Source organism: Streptomyces sp. SLBN-31, from assembly GCF_006715395.1.
In the GTDB taxonomy this organism is placed as follows: Bacteria; Actinomycetota; Actinomycetes; order Streptomycetales; family Streptomycetaceae; genus Streptomyces.
This window is the reverse complement of record NZ_VFNC01000002.1, coordinates 3,318,266-3,333,494: the sequence shown is the minus strand read 5'-3', so window position 1 is coordinate 3,333,494 and position 15,229 is coordinate 3,318,266. Positions and strand designations below refer to the sequence as shown.

General features: G+C 71.9%; 13 protein-coding genes and 1 pseudogene. 8 read left to right on the top strand and 6 right to left on the bottom strand.

All coding sequences use genetic code 11. The features are described 5' to 3' along the window. Window positions 1–8: 8 nt before the first annotated feature. Complete coding sequence (locus FBY22_RS35155) at window positions 9–518, bottom strand: MarR family winged helix-turn-helix transcriptional regulator (protein WP_142152006.1); 510 nt, start codon at window positions 516–518, stop codon at window positions 9–11. Between the two features lie 110 nt (window positions 519–628). Between FBY22_RS35155 and FBY22_RS35150 the strand changes: the two genes are divergently transcribed. After that, window positions 629–1,612, top strand: a complete 984-nt coding sequence (locus tag FBY22_RS35150) for an EamA family transporter (RefSeq protein ID WP_142152005.1) — start codon at window positions 629–631, stop codon at window positions 1,610–1,612. Here the strand turns inward: FBY22_RS35150 and FBY22_RS45490 are convergent. Beyond that, window positions 1,554–2,060 (bottom strand): hypothetical protein, encoded by a 507-nt coding sequence (locus FBY22_RS45490; protein WP_399212593.1) that lies wholly within the window; start codon window positions 2,058–2,060, stop codon window positions 1,554–1,556. The two genes, FBY22_RS35150 and FBY22_RS45490, sit on opposite strands and share 59 nt — an antisense overlap. Here FBY22_RS45490 and FBY22_RS45485 point away from each other — a divergent pair. The 3 genes and pseudogenes from FBY22_RS45485 to FBY22_RS35135 all read left to right on the top strand — a co-directional run. Next, a pseudogene (locus FBY22_RS45485) lies at window positions 2,049–2,537 on the top strand (LysR substrate-binding domain-containing protein); the annotation flags it as partial. The gene FBY22_RS45490 and the pseudogene FBY22_RS45485 overlap by 12 nt on opposite strands. Window positions 2,538–2,618: 81 nt before the next feature. Beyond that, a complete protein-coding gene (locus FBY22_RS35140) occupies window positions 2,619–3,980 on the top strand; it encodes a sigma-70 family RNA polymerase sigma factor (RefSeq protein ID WP_142152004.1) in 1,362 nt (453 codons plus the stop codon). Between the two features lie 82 nt (window positions 3,981–4,062). Next, a complete protein-coding gene (locus FBY22_RS35135; RefSeq protein WP_142152003.1) occupies window positions 4,063–4,821 on the top strand; it encodes an SDR family NAD(P)-dependent oxidoreductase in 759 nt (252 codons plus the stop codon). Window positions 4,822–4,883: 62 nt separating this feature from the next. Here the strand turns inward: FBY22_RS35135 and pepN are convergent, their stop codons facing one another. Further along, the gene (pepN, locus tag FBY22_RS35130) at window positions 4,884–7,454 is read right to left on the bottom strand and encodes an aminopeptidase N (RefSeq protein ID WP_142152002.1); all 2,571 of its coding nucleotides are present in this window, start codon (window positions 7,452–7,454) and stop codon (window positions 4,884–4,886) included. 119 nt (window positions 7,455–7,573) lie between these two features. Between pepN and FBY22_RS35125 the strand changes: the two genes are divergently transcribed. Further along, window positions 7,574–8,044 (top strand): DUF1203 domain-containing protein, encoded by a 471-nt coding sequence (locus tag FBY22_RS35125; protein WP_142152001.1) that lies wholly within the window; start codon window positions 7,574–7,576, stop codon window positions 8,042–8,044. Here the strand turns inward: FBY22_RS35125 and FBY22_RS35120 are convergent. Next, a complete protein-coding gene (locus tag FBY22_RS35120; protein ID WP_142152000.1) occupies window positions 8,041–9,057 on the bottom strand; it encodes an aspartate-semialdehyde dehydrogenase in 1,017 nt (338 codons plus the stop codon). The two genes, FBY22_RS35125 and FBY22_RS35120, sit on opposite strands and share 4 nt — an antisense overlap. 305 nt (window positions 9,058–9,362) lie before the next feature. On the opposite strand from FBY22_RS35120, the gene FBY22_RS35115 reads away from it, so the two are divergent. Both FBY22_RS35115 and FBY22_RS35110 read left to right on the top strand, forming a co-directional pair. After that, a complete protein-coding gene (locus tag FBY22_RS35115) occupies window positions 9,363–9,890 on the top strand; it encodes an RNA polymerase sigma factor (RefSeq protein WP_142151999.1) in 528 nt (175 codons plus the stop codon). A gap of 1 nt (window position 9,891) precedes the next feature. Beyond that, the gene (locus tag FBY22_RS35110; protein ID WP_142151998.1) at window positions 9,892–10,626 is read left to right on the top strand and encodes a hypothetical protein; all 735 of its coding nucleotides are present in this window, start codon (window positions 9,892–9,894) and stop codon (window positions 10,624–10,626) included. A gap of 63 nt (window positions 10,627–10,689) precedes the next feature. Here FBY22_RS35110 and FBY22_RS35105 read toward each other — a convergent pair whose 3' ends face one another. Continuing rightward, window positions 10,690–13,959, bottom strand: a complete 3,270-nt coding sequence (locus tag FBY22_RS35105) for a S8 family serine peptidase (RefSeq protein WP_142151997.1) — start codon at window positions 13,957–13,959, stop codon at window positions 10,690–10,692. 161 nt (window positions 13,960–14,120) lie between these two features. Continuing rightward, on the bottom strand, window positions 14,121–14,663 hold the full coding sequence (locus FBY22_RS35100; RefSeq protein WP_142151996.1) for a CGNR zinc finger domain-containing protein: 543 nt from the start codon (window positions 14,661–14,663) through the stop codon (window positions 14,121–14,123). A gap of 116 nt (window positions 14,664–14,779) precedes the next feature. Between FBY22_RS35100 and FBY22_RS35095 the strand changes: the two genes are divergently transcribed. Beyond that, window positions 14,780–15,226, top strand: a complete 447-nt coding sequence (locus FBY22_RS35095; protein WP_142151995.1) for a VOC family protein — start codon at window positions 14,780–14,782, stop codon at window positions 15,224–15,226. Window positions 15,227–15,229: the final 3 nt, after the last annotated feature.

Genomic DNA, 15,229 nt, shown 5'->3' with positions numbered 1-15,229 from the left:
GGACGGGTCTAGCGCTCCGTCCCCTGTGTTCCCGCCAGCAACTCCCGCAACAGGTCGGCCAGTTGGCCGACCTGTTCGTCGTTCATCGTGGACAGCGCCTCCGTCTGGACGGCCAGCCCCGCGCCGACCGCCTGGTCGATGACCTCCAACCCCTTGTCCGTCAGCGTCACTTGCAGGGCCCGGCGGTCGTGCGGGTCGGGGGAGCGGCGCAGGAGGCCGGCGCGTTCCAGCTTGTCGAGGCGGCCGGTCATGCCGCCCGTGGTGAGCATCAGGGTCGCCGACAGCTCGCGCGGCGAGAGCGTGTACGGCTCCCCGGAGCGGCGCAGGGTCGCCAGGACGTCGAACTCGCCGCGTGAGATGCCGTACGGGGCGTACGCCTTCTCCATGCGGTCGCCCATGGTGCGCGAGAGCCGGTAGATCCGCCCGAAGACCTCCATCGCCCTGGTGTCGAGGTCGGGCCGTGCCCGCGCCCACTGGTCGATGATCGCGTCGACGGCGTCCTTGCGCTCTGCACTCATGTCCCGAGTATCCGCACCGGTCCGGTCAGCCGCAAGAAAGTAGCTTGACGGAAAGTTGCTTAGCGCTAAGCTAATTAGAGCCAAGCTGATTCTGCCGAAGGAATCCGGTCATGAAACGCTCCGCCGCCGTCCTGGTCACCGCCCTCGCGCCCGTCTCGTGGGGCACCACCTACGCCGTCACCACCCAGTTCCTCCCGGCGGACCGGCCGCTGTTCACGGCGCTCGCGCGCGCCCTTCCCGCGGGGCTGGTGCTGCTGGCCGTCGGCCGGGTGCTGCCGCGCGGCACCTGGTGGTGGCGGGCGGGTGTGCTCGGCGCGCTGAACATCGGCGCGTTCTTCCCGCTGCTGTTCCTGTCCGCCTACCGCCTGCCCGGCGGCATGGCGGCCGTCGTCGGCTCGGTCGGGCCGCTGTTCGTGGTCGGGCTGTCGGCGCTGCTGCTGGGGCAGCGGCCGACGCGGCGGGCCCTGCTCGCCGGGACCGCGGCGGCGTTCGGCGTCAGTCTCGTCGTCCTGAGGGCGGCCGGGGCGCTCGACCCCGTCGGCGTCCTGGCCGCCCTCGCCTCGACCGTGTCGATGTCCACCGGCACGGTGCTGACCAAGAAGTGGGGGCGCCCCGAGGGTGTGGGCCCGCTCGCGCTCACCGGCTGGCAGCTGACCGCCGGAGGGCTGCTCATCGCCCCGCTCGCCCTCCTCGTCGAGGGCGCCCCGCCCGCCCTGGACGCCCGCGCGATCGGCGGCTACCTCTACCTCGCCCTGGCCAACACGGCCGTCGCCTATTGGCTCTGGTTCCGCGGCATCGGCCGCCTGACCGCCACGCAGGTCACCTTCCTCGGCCCGCTCTCCCCGCTCACCGCCGCGATCGTCGGCTGGGCGGCCCTCGGCCAGACCCTCACGCCGGTTCAACTGGCGGGGATGGCGCTGGCGTTCGGGGCGACGGTGACGGGACAGCTCGGGGCCGGCCGGCGCGCCTCCCGCGTCGCCGGAGGAAACGCCGCGAAGGAAGCGCCCCGCCCCGCGCCCACGCGGCCGCCCGCGCCTACGCCGCCGCCCGTCCCTGCGCCCTCGCCCGCGTCCACACCGAGGCCCACGCGCTGAAGTAGTGCCCCTCGTCCATGTCCTCCAGCAGGCCCGGGCCCGCCGGCTCCCAGGCCAGCCACTTGCGGGTCAGCGTGTTCGACGCCGGTACGTCGAGGGGGACGATGTGGCCGAGCCAGCCGAAGTGGGACTCCGCCTCCTCGGGGGGGACGGACCGCACCGGCAGGTCCAGGTGGCGGCCGATGGCGGCGGCGATGTCACGGAACGGGACGCCCTCCTCGCCCACGGCGTGCAGGCGGCTGCCCGCGGGTGCCGACTCCAGGGTGAGCCGGACCAGGCGGCCGGCGTCCGAGCGGTGCACGGCGGGCCAGAGGTTGGCGCCGTCACCGACGTGACCGGAAAAGCCCTTCTCCCGGGCGAGTGCGACCAGCATCGCGATGAAGCCGTGGTCGCCGCGGCCGTGCACGGTCGGCGGGAACCGCACGGCGGCGGACCGCTGCTCGAACACCGGGTGGACGTCGCGGTGACCCGGCTGCCCTTCGCCACCGACCAGTTGGACGTGACCGTCCTCTACGACGAGCCCAGAGCCGTGGTGGTCCCCGTCGATCACCGGCTGGCCGGCAAGGAGTCCGTGACCGTCGACGACATCGCGGACGAGCCGATGCCCCGGATCACCGGCGCCGACCCCGCCTGGGCGGCCTTCTGGCGGCTGGAACCGCGACCGGACGGCCGCCCGGTGCCCGAGGGCCCCGAGATCCAGGACCTGGAGGACAAGTTCGAGGTCGTCGCCGCCGGGGAGGCCCTCGTCAGCACGGCCTAGCCGACGGGCATCCGGCTGCGCCCCGACCTCGCCGCCGTCCCGCTGCACGGAGTGGAGCCCAGCCAGGTCGCCCTCGCCACCCGGGCCGGCGACCGCGGCCGTCTGACGACCGCGTTCCGCAAGGTCGCCCGCACCCACCTCACCGGGCCGGCCGAACCGGTGTGAGGGAGACTCCCCCGCGGCCGCGTACCGCGATAGCGTCACTCCGTCCCCACGTGACGCAACGCGCCCGGCCCGGAGGTGCCCATGGTCGCCGACGTCTGTGCCAGCTGCGGCAAACCGCTGCCCGCGCGGGCGGGCCGCACCGGCCGCAGCTCCGTGTACTGCTCGGCCGCCTGCCGGCAGAAGGCCTACCGGGAGCGGCAGGGCAACGCGGCCGGCGCCGCGACCGGCGTGCAGGGGCTGATCGACGACATCGGGCGCCGGGTGACGGAGCTGGTGCCGCAGCCGGCGTCCGTCCTGTACTCCGGGGTGACCGAGCTGTCGGCGTCCGTCGCCCGGCTCAGGCGCGTCGCCCGGGTCGCACGGGACACCGCGAACGATTCCGTCACGCCGACTGCCGTGACGGAAGACGTCACGCCGGCCACCGCCGAGGAAGGCGTCACGCCGGCCCCCGTGACGGAACCCTCCCCCCTCACCGAGACCGACTTCGCCGCCCTCACCGAGGCCCACCGCCGCGAGATCCAGGTCCACTGCTACCGCATGACCGGCTCCTACGACGACGCCGAGGACCTCGTACAGGAGACCTTCCTGCGGGCCTGGCGGGCCCGGGACGCGTTCCAGGGGCGGGCCGGCGCCCGCACCTGGCTGTACCGCATCGCCACCAACGCCTGCCTGGACTTCCAGCGCCGCACCGCCCGCCGCCCCCAGTGCTACGAGCCCATCCCCGGCATGAACCACGGCACCGGCGAACCCCCCGCACGTCTCACCTGGCTCCAGCCCTACCCCGACGACGAACTGCCCTCCGCCGAGGAACAGCCCGAGGCCGCCGCGGTCTCCCGGGAAACCCTGGAGCTGGTCTTCCTCGCCGCGATCCAGCACCTGCCGCCCCGCCAGCGCGCCGTGCTGATCCTGCGGGACGTCCTCGGCCTGTCCGCCGCCGAGACCGCCCAGGCCCTCGGCCTGACCGTCGCCTCCGCCAACAGCGCCCTGCAGCGCGCCCGCCCCACCCTCCGCGACCACCTGCCCGGCCGGCGCGCCGACTGGCGCACCGCCGAGCCCACAAAGTCCCAGCGCACCGTCCTGCACCAGTACATGACCGCGGCCCGGACGCTCGACTTCACCGCGATGACCGACCTGCTCAGCAAGGACGTCACGCTGACGATGCCGCCCAACCCCTTCTGGTTCACCGGCCGGGACGCCCTCGTGGAGTTCCTGCGGCCCACCCTCGACCCGGCGTCCCCCATGTTCTTCGGCCACTGGCGCCACCTGCCCGCCCGCGCCAACGGCCAGCTCGCGGCGGGCGGTTACGTCCGCCGGCCCGGCACCAACGTCTACCGCGCCCAGGTCCTCGACGTCCTGCGCTTCGACGCCGACGACCGGATCGTGGAGATCACCTCCTTCGAGCCGCACCTGTTCCCGGCCTTCGGCCTGCCGCTGCGCCTGTGATCCCGTCCGACCGATGAGCGTTCGCGGTCCCGTGCGTCTGTATGTCCGACCGACACGGACCACCTTTCCTCAGGAGATCACCATGCTGCTCACCGACAAGACCGCGATCGTCTACGGCGCCGGCGGCTCGATCGGCGGTGCGGTCGCCCGCGCCTTCGCCGCCGAGGGAGCCCGCCTGCACCTGGTGGGCCGCACCCGCGAGACGCTGGAGGCGGTGGCCGCCGGCATCAAGGACGCCGAGGTCGCCGTGGTGGACGCGCTCGACGAGCGGGCCGTGGAGGAGCACCTCGCGCGCGTCGGTGACGTCGACGTCTCCTTCAACCTGGTCACGCGCGGCGACGTCCAGGGCGCCCCGCTCACCGAGATGCCCGTGGACGACTTCCTGCGGCCCGTGACCGACGGCCTGCGCGCCAACTTCCTCACCGCCCGCGCGGCCGGCCGCCGCATGGCCGAACGCGGTTCCGGAGTCATCCTCACCCTGAACAGCGGCTCCGCGCACGGCAGTCCGATGATGGGCGGGACCGGGCCCGCCGACGCCGCCATCGACACGCTCGTGCGGAACCTGGCGATCGAGCTGGGACCGCGCGGGGTGCGGGCCGTCGGGATGTGGGCGGCCGGCGTGCCGGAGACGTTCTCGGTCGAGAAGCTGTCCGCGGTCAACCCGGCCATCGACGCCGCCGCCGTCCAGGGCATCGTCGAGGGCCTCGCCCAGATGCGCATGACGCGCCGCAACCCCACCCTCGCCGAGGTCGCCGCCACCGCCGTCTTCCTCGCCTCCGACCACGCGGCCGGCCTCACCGGCACCTTCGTCAACGTCACCGGCGGCATGGTGGCCCGCTGAGGACACGTACGGCAAAGGGCGCCCGGCGGATCGCCGGGCGCCCTTCGTCGTCGTAGCGGGGACTAGACGGCCGCGTCCGCCGCCTGCGCCTTCAGCGCGCGCTCCACGCCCGAGCGGGACTCCGAGACCAGGCGGCGCAGGGCCGCGTTCGGCTCCGCGTCGGCCATCCAGGCGTCCGTGCGGTCCAGGATCTCCTGCGAGACCTGGAACGCCGGGTACAGACCCACGGCGATCTGCTGGGCCATCTCGTGCGAACGGGACCCCCAGATGTCCTTGACCACCTCGAAGTACTTCTCCGTGTACGGCGCCAGCAGCTCGCGCTGGTCGGCCTGCACGAACCCGCCGATGACCGCCTCCTGCACGGCGTTCGGCAGCTTGTCGGACTCCACGACCGACGCCCAGGCCTCCGCCTTCGCCTCGGCCGTCGGACGGGCGGCGCGGGCGCTGGCCGCGTGCCGCTCGCCCGCCGCCGTCCTGTCCCGCTCGTACTCGGCGGCGATCTCCGCCTCGTCGAACCGGCCGACCGCCGCGAGCCGCTGCACGAACGCCCAGCGCAGATCGGTGTCGACGGTCAGCCCCTCGACCGTCTGCGAACCGTCGAGCAGCGCCTCCAGCAGGTCCAGCTGTTCCGGCGTACGGGCCGTGGCCGCGAACGCACGCGCCCAGGCCAGCTGGTGGTCGCCACCCGGCTCGGCGGAACGCAGGTGCGCGAGCGTGGCGTCGGTCCAGCGGGTCAGCAGCGCCTCACGGGCGGTCGGGTCGGCGTACATCTCGATCGCCAGCTTCACCTGGCGGTGCAGCGACTGCACGACACCGATGTCGGACTCCTTGCCGATGCCCGACAGGACGAGCGACAGGTAGTCGCGGGTGGCGAGCTCGGCGTCCCGGGTCATGTCCCAGGCCGACGCCCAGCACAGGGCGCGCGGCAGCGAGGACTCGAAGTCGCCCAGGTGCTCGGTGACGAACGCCAGCGAGTGCTCGTCCAGACGGACCTTGGCGTACGACAGGTCGTCGTCGTTGAGCAGCACCACGGCCGGGCGGCGCTTGCCGACCAGCTGCGGTACGGCGGTCAGCTCGCCGTCGACGTCCAGCTCGACGCGCTCCTCGCGGACCAGCTTGCCGCTCGCCTCGTCGAGCTCGTACAGGCCGATCGCGATGCGGTGCGGCCGCAGCGTCGGCTCTCCCTTGGCGCCCGCCGGGAGCGCCGGGGCCTCCTGGCGGATGGCGAAGGAGGTGACGACACCGTCGGCGTCGGTCTCGATCTCCGGGCGCAGGACGTTGATGCCGGCCGTCTGCAGCCACTTCTCCGACCAGTTCCCCAGGTCGCGGCCGGAGGTCTCCTCCAGCGCGCCGAGCAGGTCGGACAGGCGCGTGTTGCCGAAGGCGTGCCGCTTGAAGTACGCCTGCACGCCGCGGAAGAACTCGTCCATGCCGACGTAGGCGACGAGCTGCTTCAGGACGGAGGCACCCTTGGCGTAGGTGATGCCGTCGAAGTTGACCAGGACGTCGTCCAGGTCACGGATCTCGGCCATGATCGGGTGGGTGGAGGGCAGCTGGTCCTGCCGGTAGGCCCACGTCTTCATGGAGTTGGCGAACGTCGTCCACGAGTGCGGCCAGCGCGAGGCGGGGTGGTGCGCCTGACAGGCGATGGAGGTGTAGGTGGCGAACGACTCGTTCAGCCACAGGTCGTTCCACCACTCCATGGTGACCAGGTCGCCGAACCACATGTGGGCCAGCTCGTGCAGGATCGTCTCCGCGCGCACCTCGTAGGCGGCGTCGGTCACCTTGGACCGGAAGACGTACTGGTCGCGGATGGTCACCGCGCCCGCGTTCTCCATCGCGCCCGCGTTGAACTCCGGCACGAACAGCTGGTCGTACTTCTGGAACGGGTAGGCGTAGTCGAACTTCTCCTGGAACCACTCGAAGCCCTGCCGCGTGACCTCGAAGATCGCGTCGGAGTCGAGGAACTCGGCGAGCGAGGGCCGGCAGTAGATGCCCAGCGGCACGGACTGGCCGTCCTTCTCGTACACGCTGTGCACGGAGTGGTACGGGCCGACGATCAGGGCCGTGATGTACGTCGAGATCCGCGGCGTCGGCTCGAACACCCAGACGTCGTCCTTGGGCTCGGGCGTCGGCGAGTTGGAGATGACGGTCCAGCCGGCCGGCGCCTTCACCGTGAACTGGAACGTGGCCTTGAGGTCCGGCTGCTCGAAGGAGGCGAAGACCCGGCGGGCGTCGGGCACCTCGAACTGGGTGTAGAGATACGCCTGCTGGTCGACGGGGTCGACGAAGCGGTGCAGGCCCTCACCGGTGTTGGTGTACGCGCAGTCGGCCACCACGCGCAGGATGTTGCGGCCCTCCAGCAGGCCGGGAAGGGCGATGCGGGAGTCCGCGAAGACCTCCGCGGGGTCGAGCGCGTCGCCGTTCAGCGTGACCTCGTGGACCGTGGGGGCCACCAGGTCGATGAAGGACTCGGCACCGTTCTCTGCGACGTCGAAGCGCACCGTCGTCACGGACCGGTACGTACCGCCCTCCTGCGCGCCGGAGAGGTCGAGGTCGATCTCGTACGACTCGACGGTGAGCAGCTTCGCCCGCTGCTGAGCCTCTTCGCGAGTCAGGTTTGTGCCAGGCACGCGGTCATCTCCTCGGTATGTGTCGGTTCGGCGGTCCGGCCATCCTTCCACGCCGGTGGGGGGAAGGCGATGTCCAATAACCGCCGGTGAGCGCGGCGGCCGCGCGCGACCGTGAACACATGACGACCTACACCGCACGACCCCTCGACCCCTCCGTCCTGAAGGAGCTGCGCACCGAGGACGACGCGGGCCGCCCGACGGCCCCGTTCACCGACGACGAGGGCGGCGCGCCCCTGCGCTGCTGTCTGCGCCGCAGCGAGCCGGGAGAGCGGATCGCCCTGGTGTCGTACGCGCCGCTGCGCCGCTGGGCGGCCGAAACCGGCGCCCGACCTGGGGCCTACGACGAGCATGGCCCCGTCTTCGTCCACGCCGGGGGGTGCGCGGGCCCCGACCTCGACGGCCACCCGTTCGCGAACGCGCGCCGCGTCCTGCGCCGCTACTCCGCCGACGGGCACATCCTGGGCGGGGAACTGGTCGACGCCCCGGACGACGACGCCTTCCACAAAGCGTTCGACGACCCGGCCGTGGCACTCGTCCACGTCCGGGCCGTCGAGTACGGCTGCTTCCTCTACGAGGTGCGCAGACCCTAGCCCTTGAGCTCCGCCGCCACCAGTTCCGCGATCTGCACCGCGTTCAGGGCCGCGCCCTTGCGGAGGTTGTCGTTGGAGATGAACAGGGCGAGGCCGTTGTCGACGGTCTCGTCCTGGCGGATGCGGCCGACGAAGGACGGGTCCTGGCCGGCGGCCTGCAGCGGGGTCGGGATGTCGGAGAGCGCGACACCCGGGGCACCGGCGAGCAGCTCGGTGGCGCGCTCGGGGCTGATCGGGCGGGCGAAACGGGCGTTGACCTGCAGGGAGTGGCCCGAGAAGACGGGGACGCGGACGCAGGTGCCGGAGACCTTCAGTGCGGGGATCTCCAGGATCTTGCGGGACTCGTTGCGGAGCTTCTGCTCCTCGTCGGTCTCGTTCAGGCCGTCGTCGACGAGGTTGCCGGCGAAGGGCAGCACGTTGAAGGCGATGGGCCGCTTGTAGACGCCGGGCTCGGGGAAGTCGACCGCCGCGCCGTCGTGGGTGAGCTTGTCGGCGTCGGCCACGACCTTCTGGGTCTGGCCGTGCAGCTCGGCCACGCCCGCGAGACCGGAACCGGACACCGCCTGGTAGGTGGCGACGACCAGCGCCTCCAGGCCCGCCTCGGCGTGCAGCGGCTTCAGGACCGGCATGGCGGCCATCGTCGTGCAGTTCGGGTTGGCGATGATGCCCTTGGGGCGGTCCGCGATCGCGTGCGGGTTCACCTCGGAGACGACCAGCGGGACCTCGGGGTCCTTGCGCCAGGCGGAGGAGTTGTCGATCACGACCGCGCCCTGCGAGGCGACCTTCTCGGCCAGCGCCTTCGAGGTCGCGCCGCCCGCCGAGAAGAGCACGATGTCCAGACCGGAGTAGTCCGCGGTCGCCGCGTCCTCCACCGTCACGCCGTCCAGCTCCGTCCCGGCCGAGCGGGCCGAGGCGAACAGGCGCAGCTCGGTGACGGGGAAGTTCCGTTCCTTGAGGATCCTGCGCATGACCGTGCCGACCTGACCGGTGGCTCCGACGATTCCGACCCTCACGGTGACTCCTTCTGGCTGTTCTCGGTGTCTGCGGCTTTTCCATCATGCGGCCGACCCGGTGCTACCTGTCCAATTCTTTGCGTGCCATGCCCGAGGAGCGGGACGGCGCCACCGGAGCCGCGGCTGCCAAACTCCCGCCGCGCCCCTGCTGAGCTGGAGAAGTTCGTCCTACGATCCCCCTTCGCCGCAAGCCGTGCAGCTCCGCGCGCGGGTGTGACGTACGCCTCGACGCGCGGGGCGACATCCGGTCGAACGTTTCCGTGCGCTGCTGCGTCGTAGAGGAAACGCGGTGAGGGGGGTGGCTTGTGCTGCGCAGAAAGGCCCGCCGTGCCCAGGAGGACGATCACGGCGATCCCCTGGACGCGGCTCAGGAACGCCGGGTGCGGGCGGTGCTCGCGCTGGGCGGGGTGCCGCAGGCGGACCTGCCGGACGGGGTACAGCAGGTACGCCTGCGGCTGCTGGAGCGGGCGGCGAAGGGGTACGAGGCCCCACGGGACGTCTCCGCGTGGGCGGCGGTCGTCGCCTCCAACCTGGCCATGGACTGGCACCGGGCCAAGAAGCGCCAGGAGCGGCTGGGGGAGCGGCTGTCCTCCCTGCGTCAGCACGAGCAGCCCTCCGGTGAGGACACCAGCGTGCTGTCCGTGGCCGTCGCCCAGGGACTGGACGAGCTGCCCGACGCCCAGCGTCAGGTCCTCGTTCTGCGCTTCTACGCCGACCTGCCCGTCCGCTCGATCGCCCAGGAACTGGGCGTCCCGGAGGGCACGGTCAAGAGCAGGCTGCACACGGCGGTCCGGGCCCTGCGCGCCCGCCTGCACGAGGACGAGGTGGTGTGAGATGACCGCCGAACACGAGACCCACGGGATGGCCGACGGCGCCGATGCGCTGATGGCCGCGATCACCGGAGAGCGGCCCCCGGACGGCGCCGACGCGGCCTTCCTCGCCGAGCACCGGCGGGCCGAGGCCGATGTGGCGCTGCTGCGCGAGCAGCTCGGGCTGATCGGGGACGCGCTGGCGGCCCAACCGCGGCCGCAACGGCGGCCCGCGGCGGTACGGGCGCCCCGCGACCGGCGTCCGGTGCGCAGGTTCGCCTTCGCGGGCCTCGCCGTCGCCGCCGTCACAGGCGTGCTGTCGGGCATGGTCTGGCTGCTCGGGCAGAGCGGCGTCGGCGGCGGTATGAGCGCCGACTCCAGCAGCGCGTCCGGCGCCAAGGCCGCCGACTCCGCCGCCCCCCGCTCGCCGTTCTCCAGTCCCGGCTACCTGGCCTGCGCGGGCCTGGTCGCCGAGGGCGAGGTGACCCGGGTGGAACCGGTGCCCGGCACGGCCGAGCAGGAGCGGATCACCCTGCGCGTGACCCGGTCGTACAAGCCGGAGAAGGGAAAGCGGGAGCTGAGCCTGCTGGTCGACGAGGAGGCCGTCCGCAAGGACCTGCGCAAGGGTGACCGCGTCCTGGTCGCCGTCCCACGGCAGGCGGCCACCGCGGACTATGTCCTCGTCGGGGAGAAGGACATCGCCCGCGAACGCCCCGGTCTGCTGAGCTCCCTGCCGGAGTCGGCCGACCTCACCTGCTGACGGGCCGGGACGGCGAAGGGCGGGCGCCCGTACGGACGCCCGCCCTCATCTGTGCCCTGACGGCTACTGCGTGACCTTCTCGATCTTCACGCTGCCGGTGCCCGCGACCGTGCCACGGGCGTTGACCAGCTGCACCTGGCCGAAGAACGCACGGCCCTCCGGGGCGGCGGCCGCCGCGGTGACCGCGCCGGAGACGGTCGCCGAGGCGCCCGTGCCGAGCTTCACCGGCGCCGACTCGTCGACGGTGACGGTGCCCAGGGACGGGGAGAAGAAGACGTCCTGGTAGTCGTAGGCGGTCGAGCCGGCCGGGACGGAGTAGCCCGCGACCTCGATGGTGTACGTGCCGGCGGCCGGCGAGGCGATGGAGACCGCCTCCTCCGAGTCACCGTCGGCGGACTGGCCGACGACCGTGCCCGCGGCGTTCTTCACCGTCAGGTCGAGGTCGGCGGAGGCGTCGGAGACCTTGCCGATGGCCACGTCCAGGGACTTGGCACCCGCGGGCACCTCCACCGTCGTGGTCTGCGTCTCGCCCTCCTTGATGGTCGGGCGGGCCGTCTTGGCGGAGCCCAGCGGACCGCCGGCCAGGTGGCCGTCGATCGCGGCGAGCGTGTTCGTCACCTTCCAGGAGACGGGGGCCGGCGTGCCGACCTTCGCCTCGGGCACGGTCACCGTCGCCGGGTCGAAGGCGGCGCCGTAGACGGCGACGTCCAGCTTGTACGGGTTGTCGAGCAGCGGCGAGGTGCGGCGGGACTCGACCTCGATCTCCCAGACGCCGGCCTGCGGGTCCGCGTACGCGCGTACGTCGGGCTTGCAGCCGTTGCCGTCCAGGTAGTTGTTGTAGCAGTACGGCGTGCTGGTGTTGTCGACCGGGACGCCGTAGGGGTGGATCGCGATGAACCGGGTCTGGCTCTTGCCCTTCAGCCCGCCGATCGCGACCTCCAGGGACTTGGCGCCCTCGGGCACGGTCACGAAGTACGACCGCGTGCTGTTGCGCTGCACGGTGTTCGAGGCGGAGAAGGTGTACTTCACCGGCGTCGAGACCACGACCGTGGCCAGGATCTGCTTGTCGACGCCCTCGGTCCGCGGGTCGTCGACCTCGAGGATCGCGCTCTTGAGACCGGCGGAGCGCGGCTTGGCCTGCACCTTGACGGTCACCGGCTGGTTCAGCGGCAGCCGCACCTCGTCGTCGCCGACGATCCGGAAGGTGTCACCGGCGTTGTTGGCGATGTGCAGCTCGTGACGGATCGCCTTGTCCGGGCCGGAGGTCCGGGTGACGGTGACGTCGTACGTCTTCTTCTCGCCGGTCTTCAGGCCGCCCTCGCGGTCGTAGAGACCGGTGCCGAAGCCGGGCGTCTTCAGGGCGGAGTCGATCGCGGTGTCGACCGGCGCCTTGACGGTGTAGTCGTGGGCGGTGGCGCCGTGCCGGATGGCGTCCCAGGCGTCGACGATGTCGATGCGGCCCGCGCCTTCCTCGTACGCCTGAACACCCTTGATGTGACCGGCCGTCGAGGTCAGGGCCGTGCGCAGGTCGGCGGGGGAGAGGGCGATGCCCTTCTGCTTGGCCGCGCTCAGCAGCAGCGCGGTGGCGCCGGTGGCCTGCGGGGACGCCATCGAGGTGCCCTGCAGCATCGAGTAGCCGGCCGGCAGCGTGTAGCCCGCCTCGGCGACCGGGGAGCCCGGCAGCCAGGTCTGGGTGGTGTTGATCGCGGCGCCGGGGGCGACGAGGGTGGGCGTGAAGCCGCCGTCCTCGCGCGGGCCGCGGGAGGAGAAGGGCATCATCGCGTACTTCTTCTCCACGGCGGAGCCGTAGTTGGCGGCCCAGGTCTCCTTCGAGATGGCGGCACCGACGGAGATCACCTTGTCGGCCAGGCCCGGGTCGCCGATGGTGTTGGCGCCGGGGCCGGAGTTGCCGGCCGAGATCACCAGCTGCACGCCGTAGGTGTCGATGAGCCGCGTGTACAGCTCGGAGCGGGCGTTGTTGCCGTCGTTGAGCGCCGGCAGGCCGCCGATCGACATGTTGACGATGTCGACGCCGCGGTTGACGACGAGGTCGATCATGCCCTCGGTGAGCGCGACGTTGGTGCAGCCGCCGCTCCAGGTGCAGGCGCGGGAGGAGACGATCTTCGCGCCGGGGGCGGCGCCGTTCATCCGGCCGCCGAACAGGCCGTTGGCGGCGGTGATGCCGGCCACGTGGGTGCCGTGCTCGGACTCGATGACGCCGATGTTGACGTAGTCGGCCTTCGAGCCGGAGGAGTTGTAGACGACGTCCTTGCGGATCTCCACGACGAACGGGATGCGCTCGGCCACGTCCGTGGACGGGTCGTCGGTGCCGAAGTAGCCGATCTGGAAGCCGTCCTTGTACGGCTTCATCGGCACGTCGTCGGTGAAGTCCAGGTTGTCGTTGGTGTCGACCCGCACGGTGCCGGAGGCCGCGTCGTAGAGCACGCCCCACGCGTCGGTCGTGTCGCCGTCGCGGTTCAGGTCGCCCTTCATGTCGCCGCCGGTCGTGGCGGACTCGTACATGTAGTTGAACTTGTACGAGCCCTCGGGCGCCTTGAAGGTCTCGCCGCCCAGGGTGAACACCGGGCCGGAGACCGCGGCGGTCATCCGCCGCCAGGTGCCGTCGCCGTCGCTCACCGGGTCCGTCGCCGTCACCCAGTCGACGATCTTGCGCTCGCCGGTGGTGGTCTTCTGCAGCGCGGGGTGGCCGAGGTCGACGCCGGAGTCGAGGATGCCGATGGTGATGCCGCGGCCGTCCGCCTTCGGGTGGTCCTTCACGAAGTCGACGGCACCCGTCTCGAAGGACGGGTTGTACGGGTTGCGAGCCGGCGTCTTCTTGCTCGGCGCCGGGTAAGTGGTCTGGTGCGAGGCCGACTTGGCGCCGCCGGCCACGGCGGGGTCGTCCAGCGGTATCTCCTCGCGCAGGTCGATGCCGTGCACGGAGGGGAGCTTCGCGGCGGCGGCGATGGCCGAGTCGGCCTTGCCGGTCGGGACGGTGGCGCGGACGTAGCCGAGCTTGTCGTACGTCCTTCCGACCGTGCCGCCCTTGACCGCGTCGAGCTCCGCGGCGACCTGCTCGGTCTGCCCGGGCGCGGTGGCGATCATCATCGTGACGTTCTTGGCGCCGTCGGCCTTGGCCTCGGCGAGCAGGTCCGCGTCGTCGGAACCGAGCTTCTTCTGCGCGGACTTGACGGTGCCGTCCGCGGGAGCGGTGGCGGCGGGCGGGCCGTCGGCGGAGAAGGCCAGGGGTATGGGCCCGGCCGCGGAGAGCGCGGCGGCGAGACCGGCGACCACGGCTGTGCGGGCCACGCGTCTCTGGGGGGTGAGGGTCATCGGCATCCCTTGTACGTAAAGGAACGTGCGAACGACCGCAAAGCTTTACGCAAGGGACAGTTGTTTGGCAGATGTTGACCGAAACGATATGGATGTATGGGGAAAACCCCCGATGCCCTTTACCGGCATACGGCGTCAACCCGGCCAAACCGCCTGGACCTTCAGGACTCCTTCGAGCGCGCGTAATGCCGGGACGCCTTGGCCCGGTTGCCGCAGGCCGCCATCGAGCACCACCGCCGGGTGCCGTTGCGCGAGGTGTCGAAGAAGTGCAGGACGCACGCGTCGTGGGCGCAGCCGCGGATGCGGTCGGGGGCGGTGGCCAGCAGTTCCAGGTAGTTGCGGGCGGCGAGCCAGGCGGGCCCCCAGGCCGGGTCGGCGAACTCGGGCAGCTCGCCGGGGCCTTCGGGGGTGAGCGTGGCCCGGATCCTGCCGTGCGCGAGCACCGCGTCCACGGCCTCCGCGCCCTCCTCCATTGACCCGTCGACGGCCTTCTTCAGCGCGTCGCGGGCCCGCAGCAGGTGCCGCAGGGTCGTGGCGTCGGCGGTGAAGCGGTCGTCCAGGGCGTTGGACGCGAGCCACACCGCGAGCCCGTCGGTCCCGGTGAGCAGGTCCTGAAGGACGCCCTCCCGGTTCCACCGCGTGTTGAGCAGGTCGAGCGCGAGGGGCTCGCCGGTGAGGGGCCGCGGATCGCGGGCGGCGGACATGGGGGCTCCTTCCGAACTAACCACTCAAGGGTACGTGACCGGTTGACGCTCGCGCGCCTAACCTTTAATCTCGCTTACAGGGGTTAGATCCAAGAGGGACCGACACAGGGAGAGCCATGACGACTCTGCGCACCGGCCACATCGGCCTCAACGTCACCGACCTCGACCGCTCGCTCGCCTTCTACCGGGACGTCCTGGGCTTCGCACTCGTCGCCGAGGGCAAGGAGGACGGCAGGCGGTACGCCTTCCTCGGCGACGGCGAGAACCTGGTCCTCACGCTCTGGCAGCAGGCTGACCAGGCCTACGACGGCGTCCGCGCCGGCCTGCACCACCTCGCCTTCCAGGCGGACTCGGTCGAGCGGGTCAGGGAGTACGAGGCGGCGCTGAAGGCGTACGGCGCCGACTTCGCGTACGAGGGCGTGGTGGCCCACCGCGAGGGCGCCGCGTCGGGCGGCATCTTCTTCCACGACCCCGACGGAACCCGGCTGGAGATCTCGGTGCCGAGCGGGGCCGAAGGGGCGCCGGCACCCGTGGAATCGGCCCCGACCTGCGGTTTCTTCTAGGCG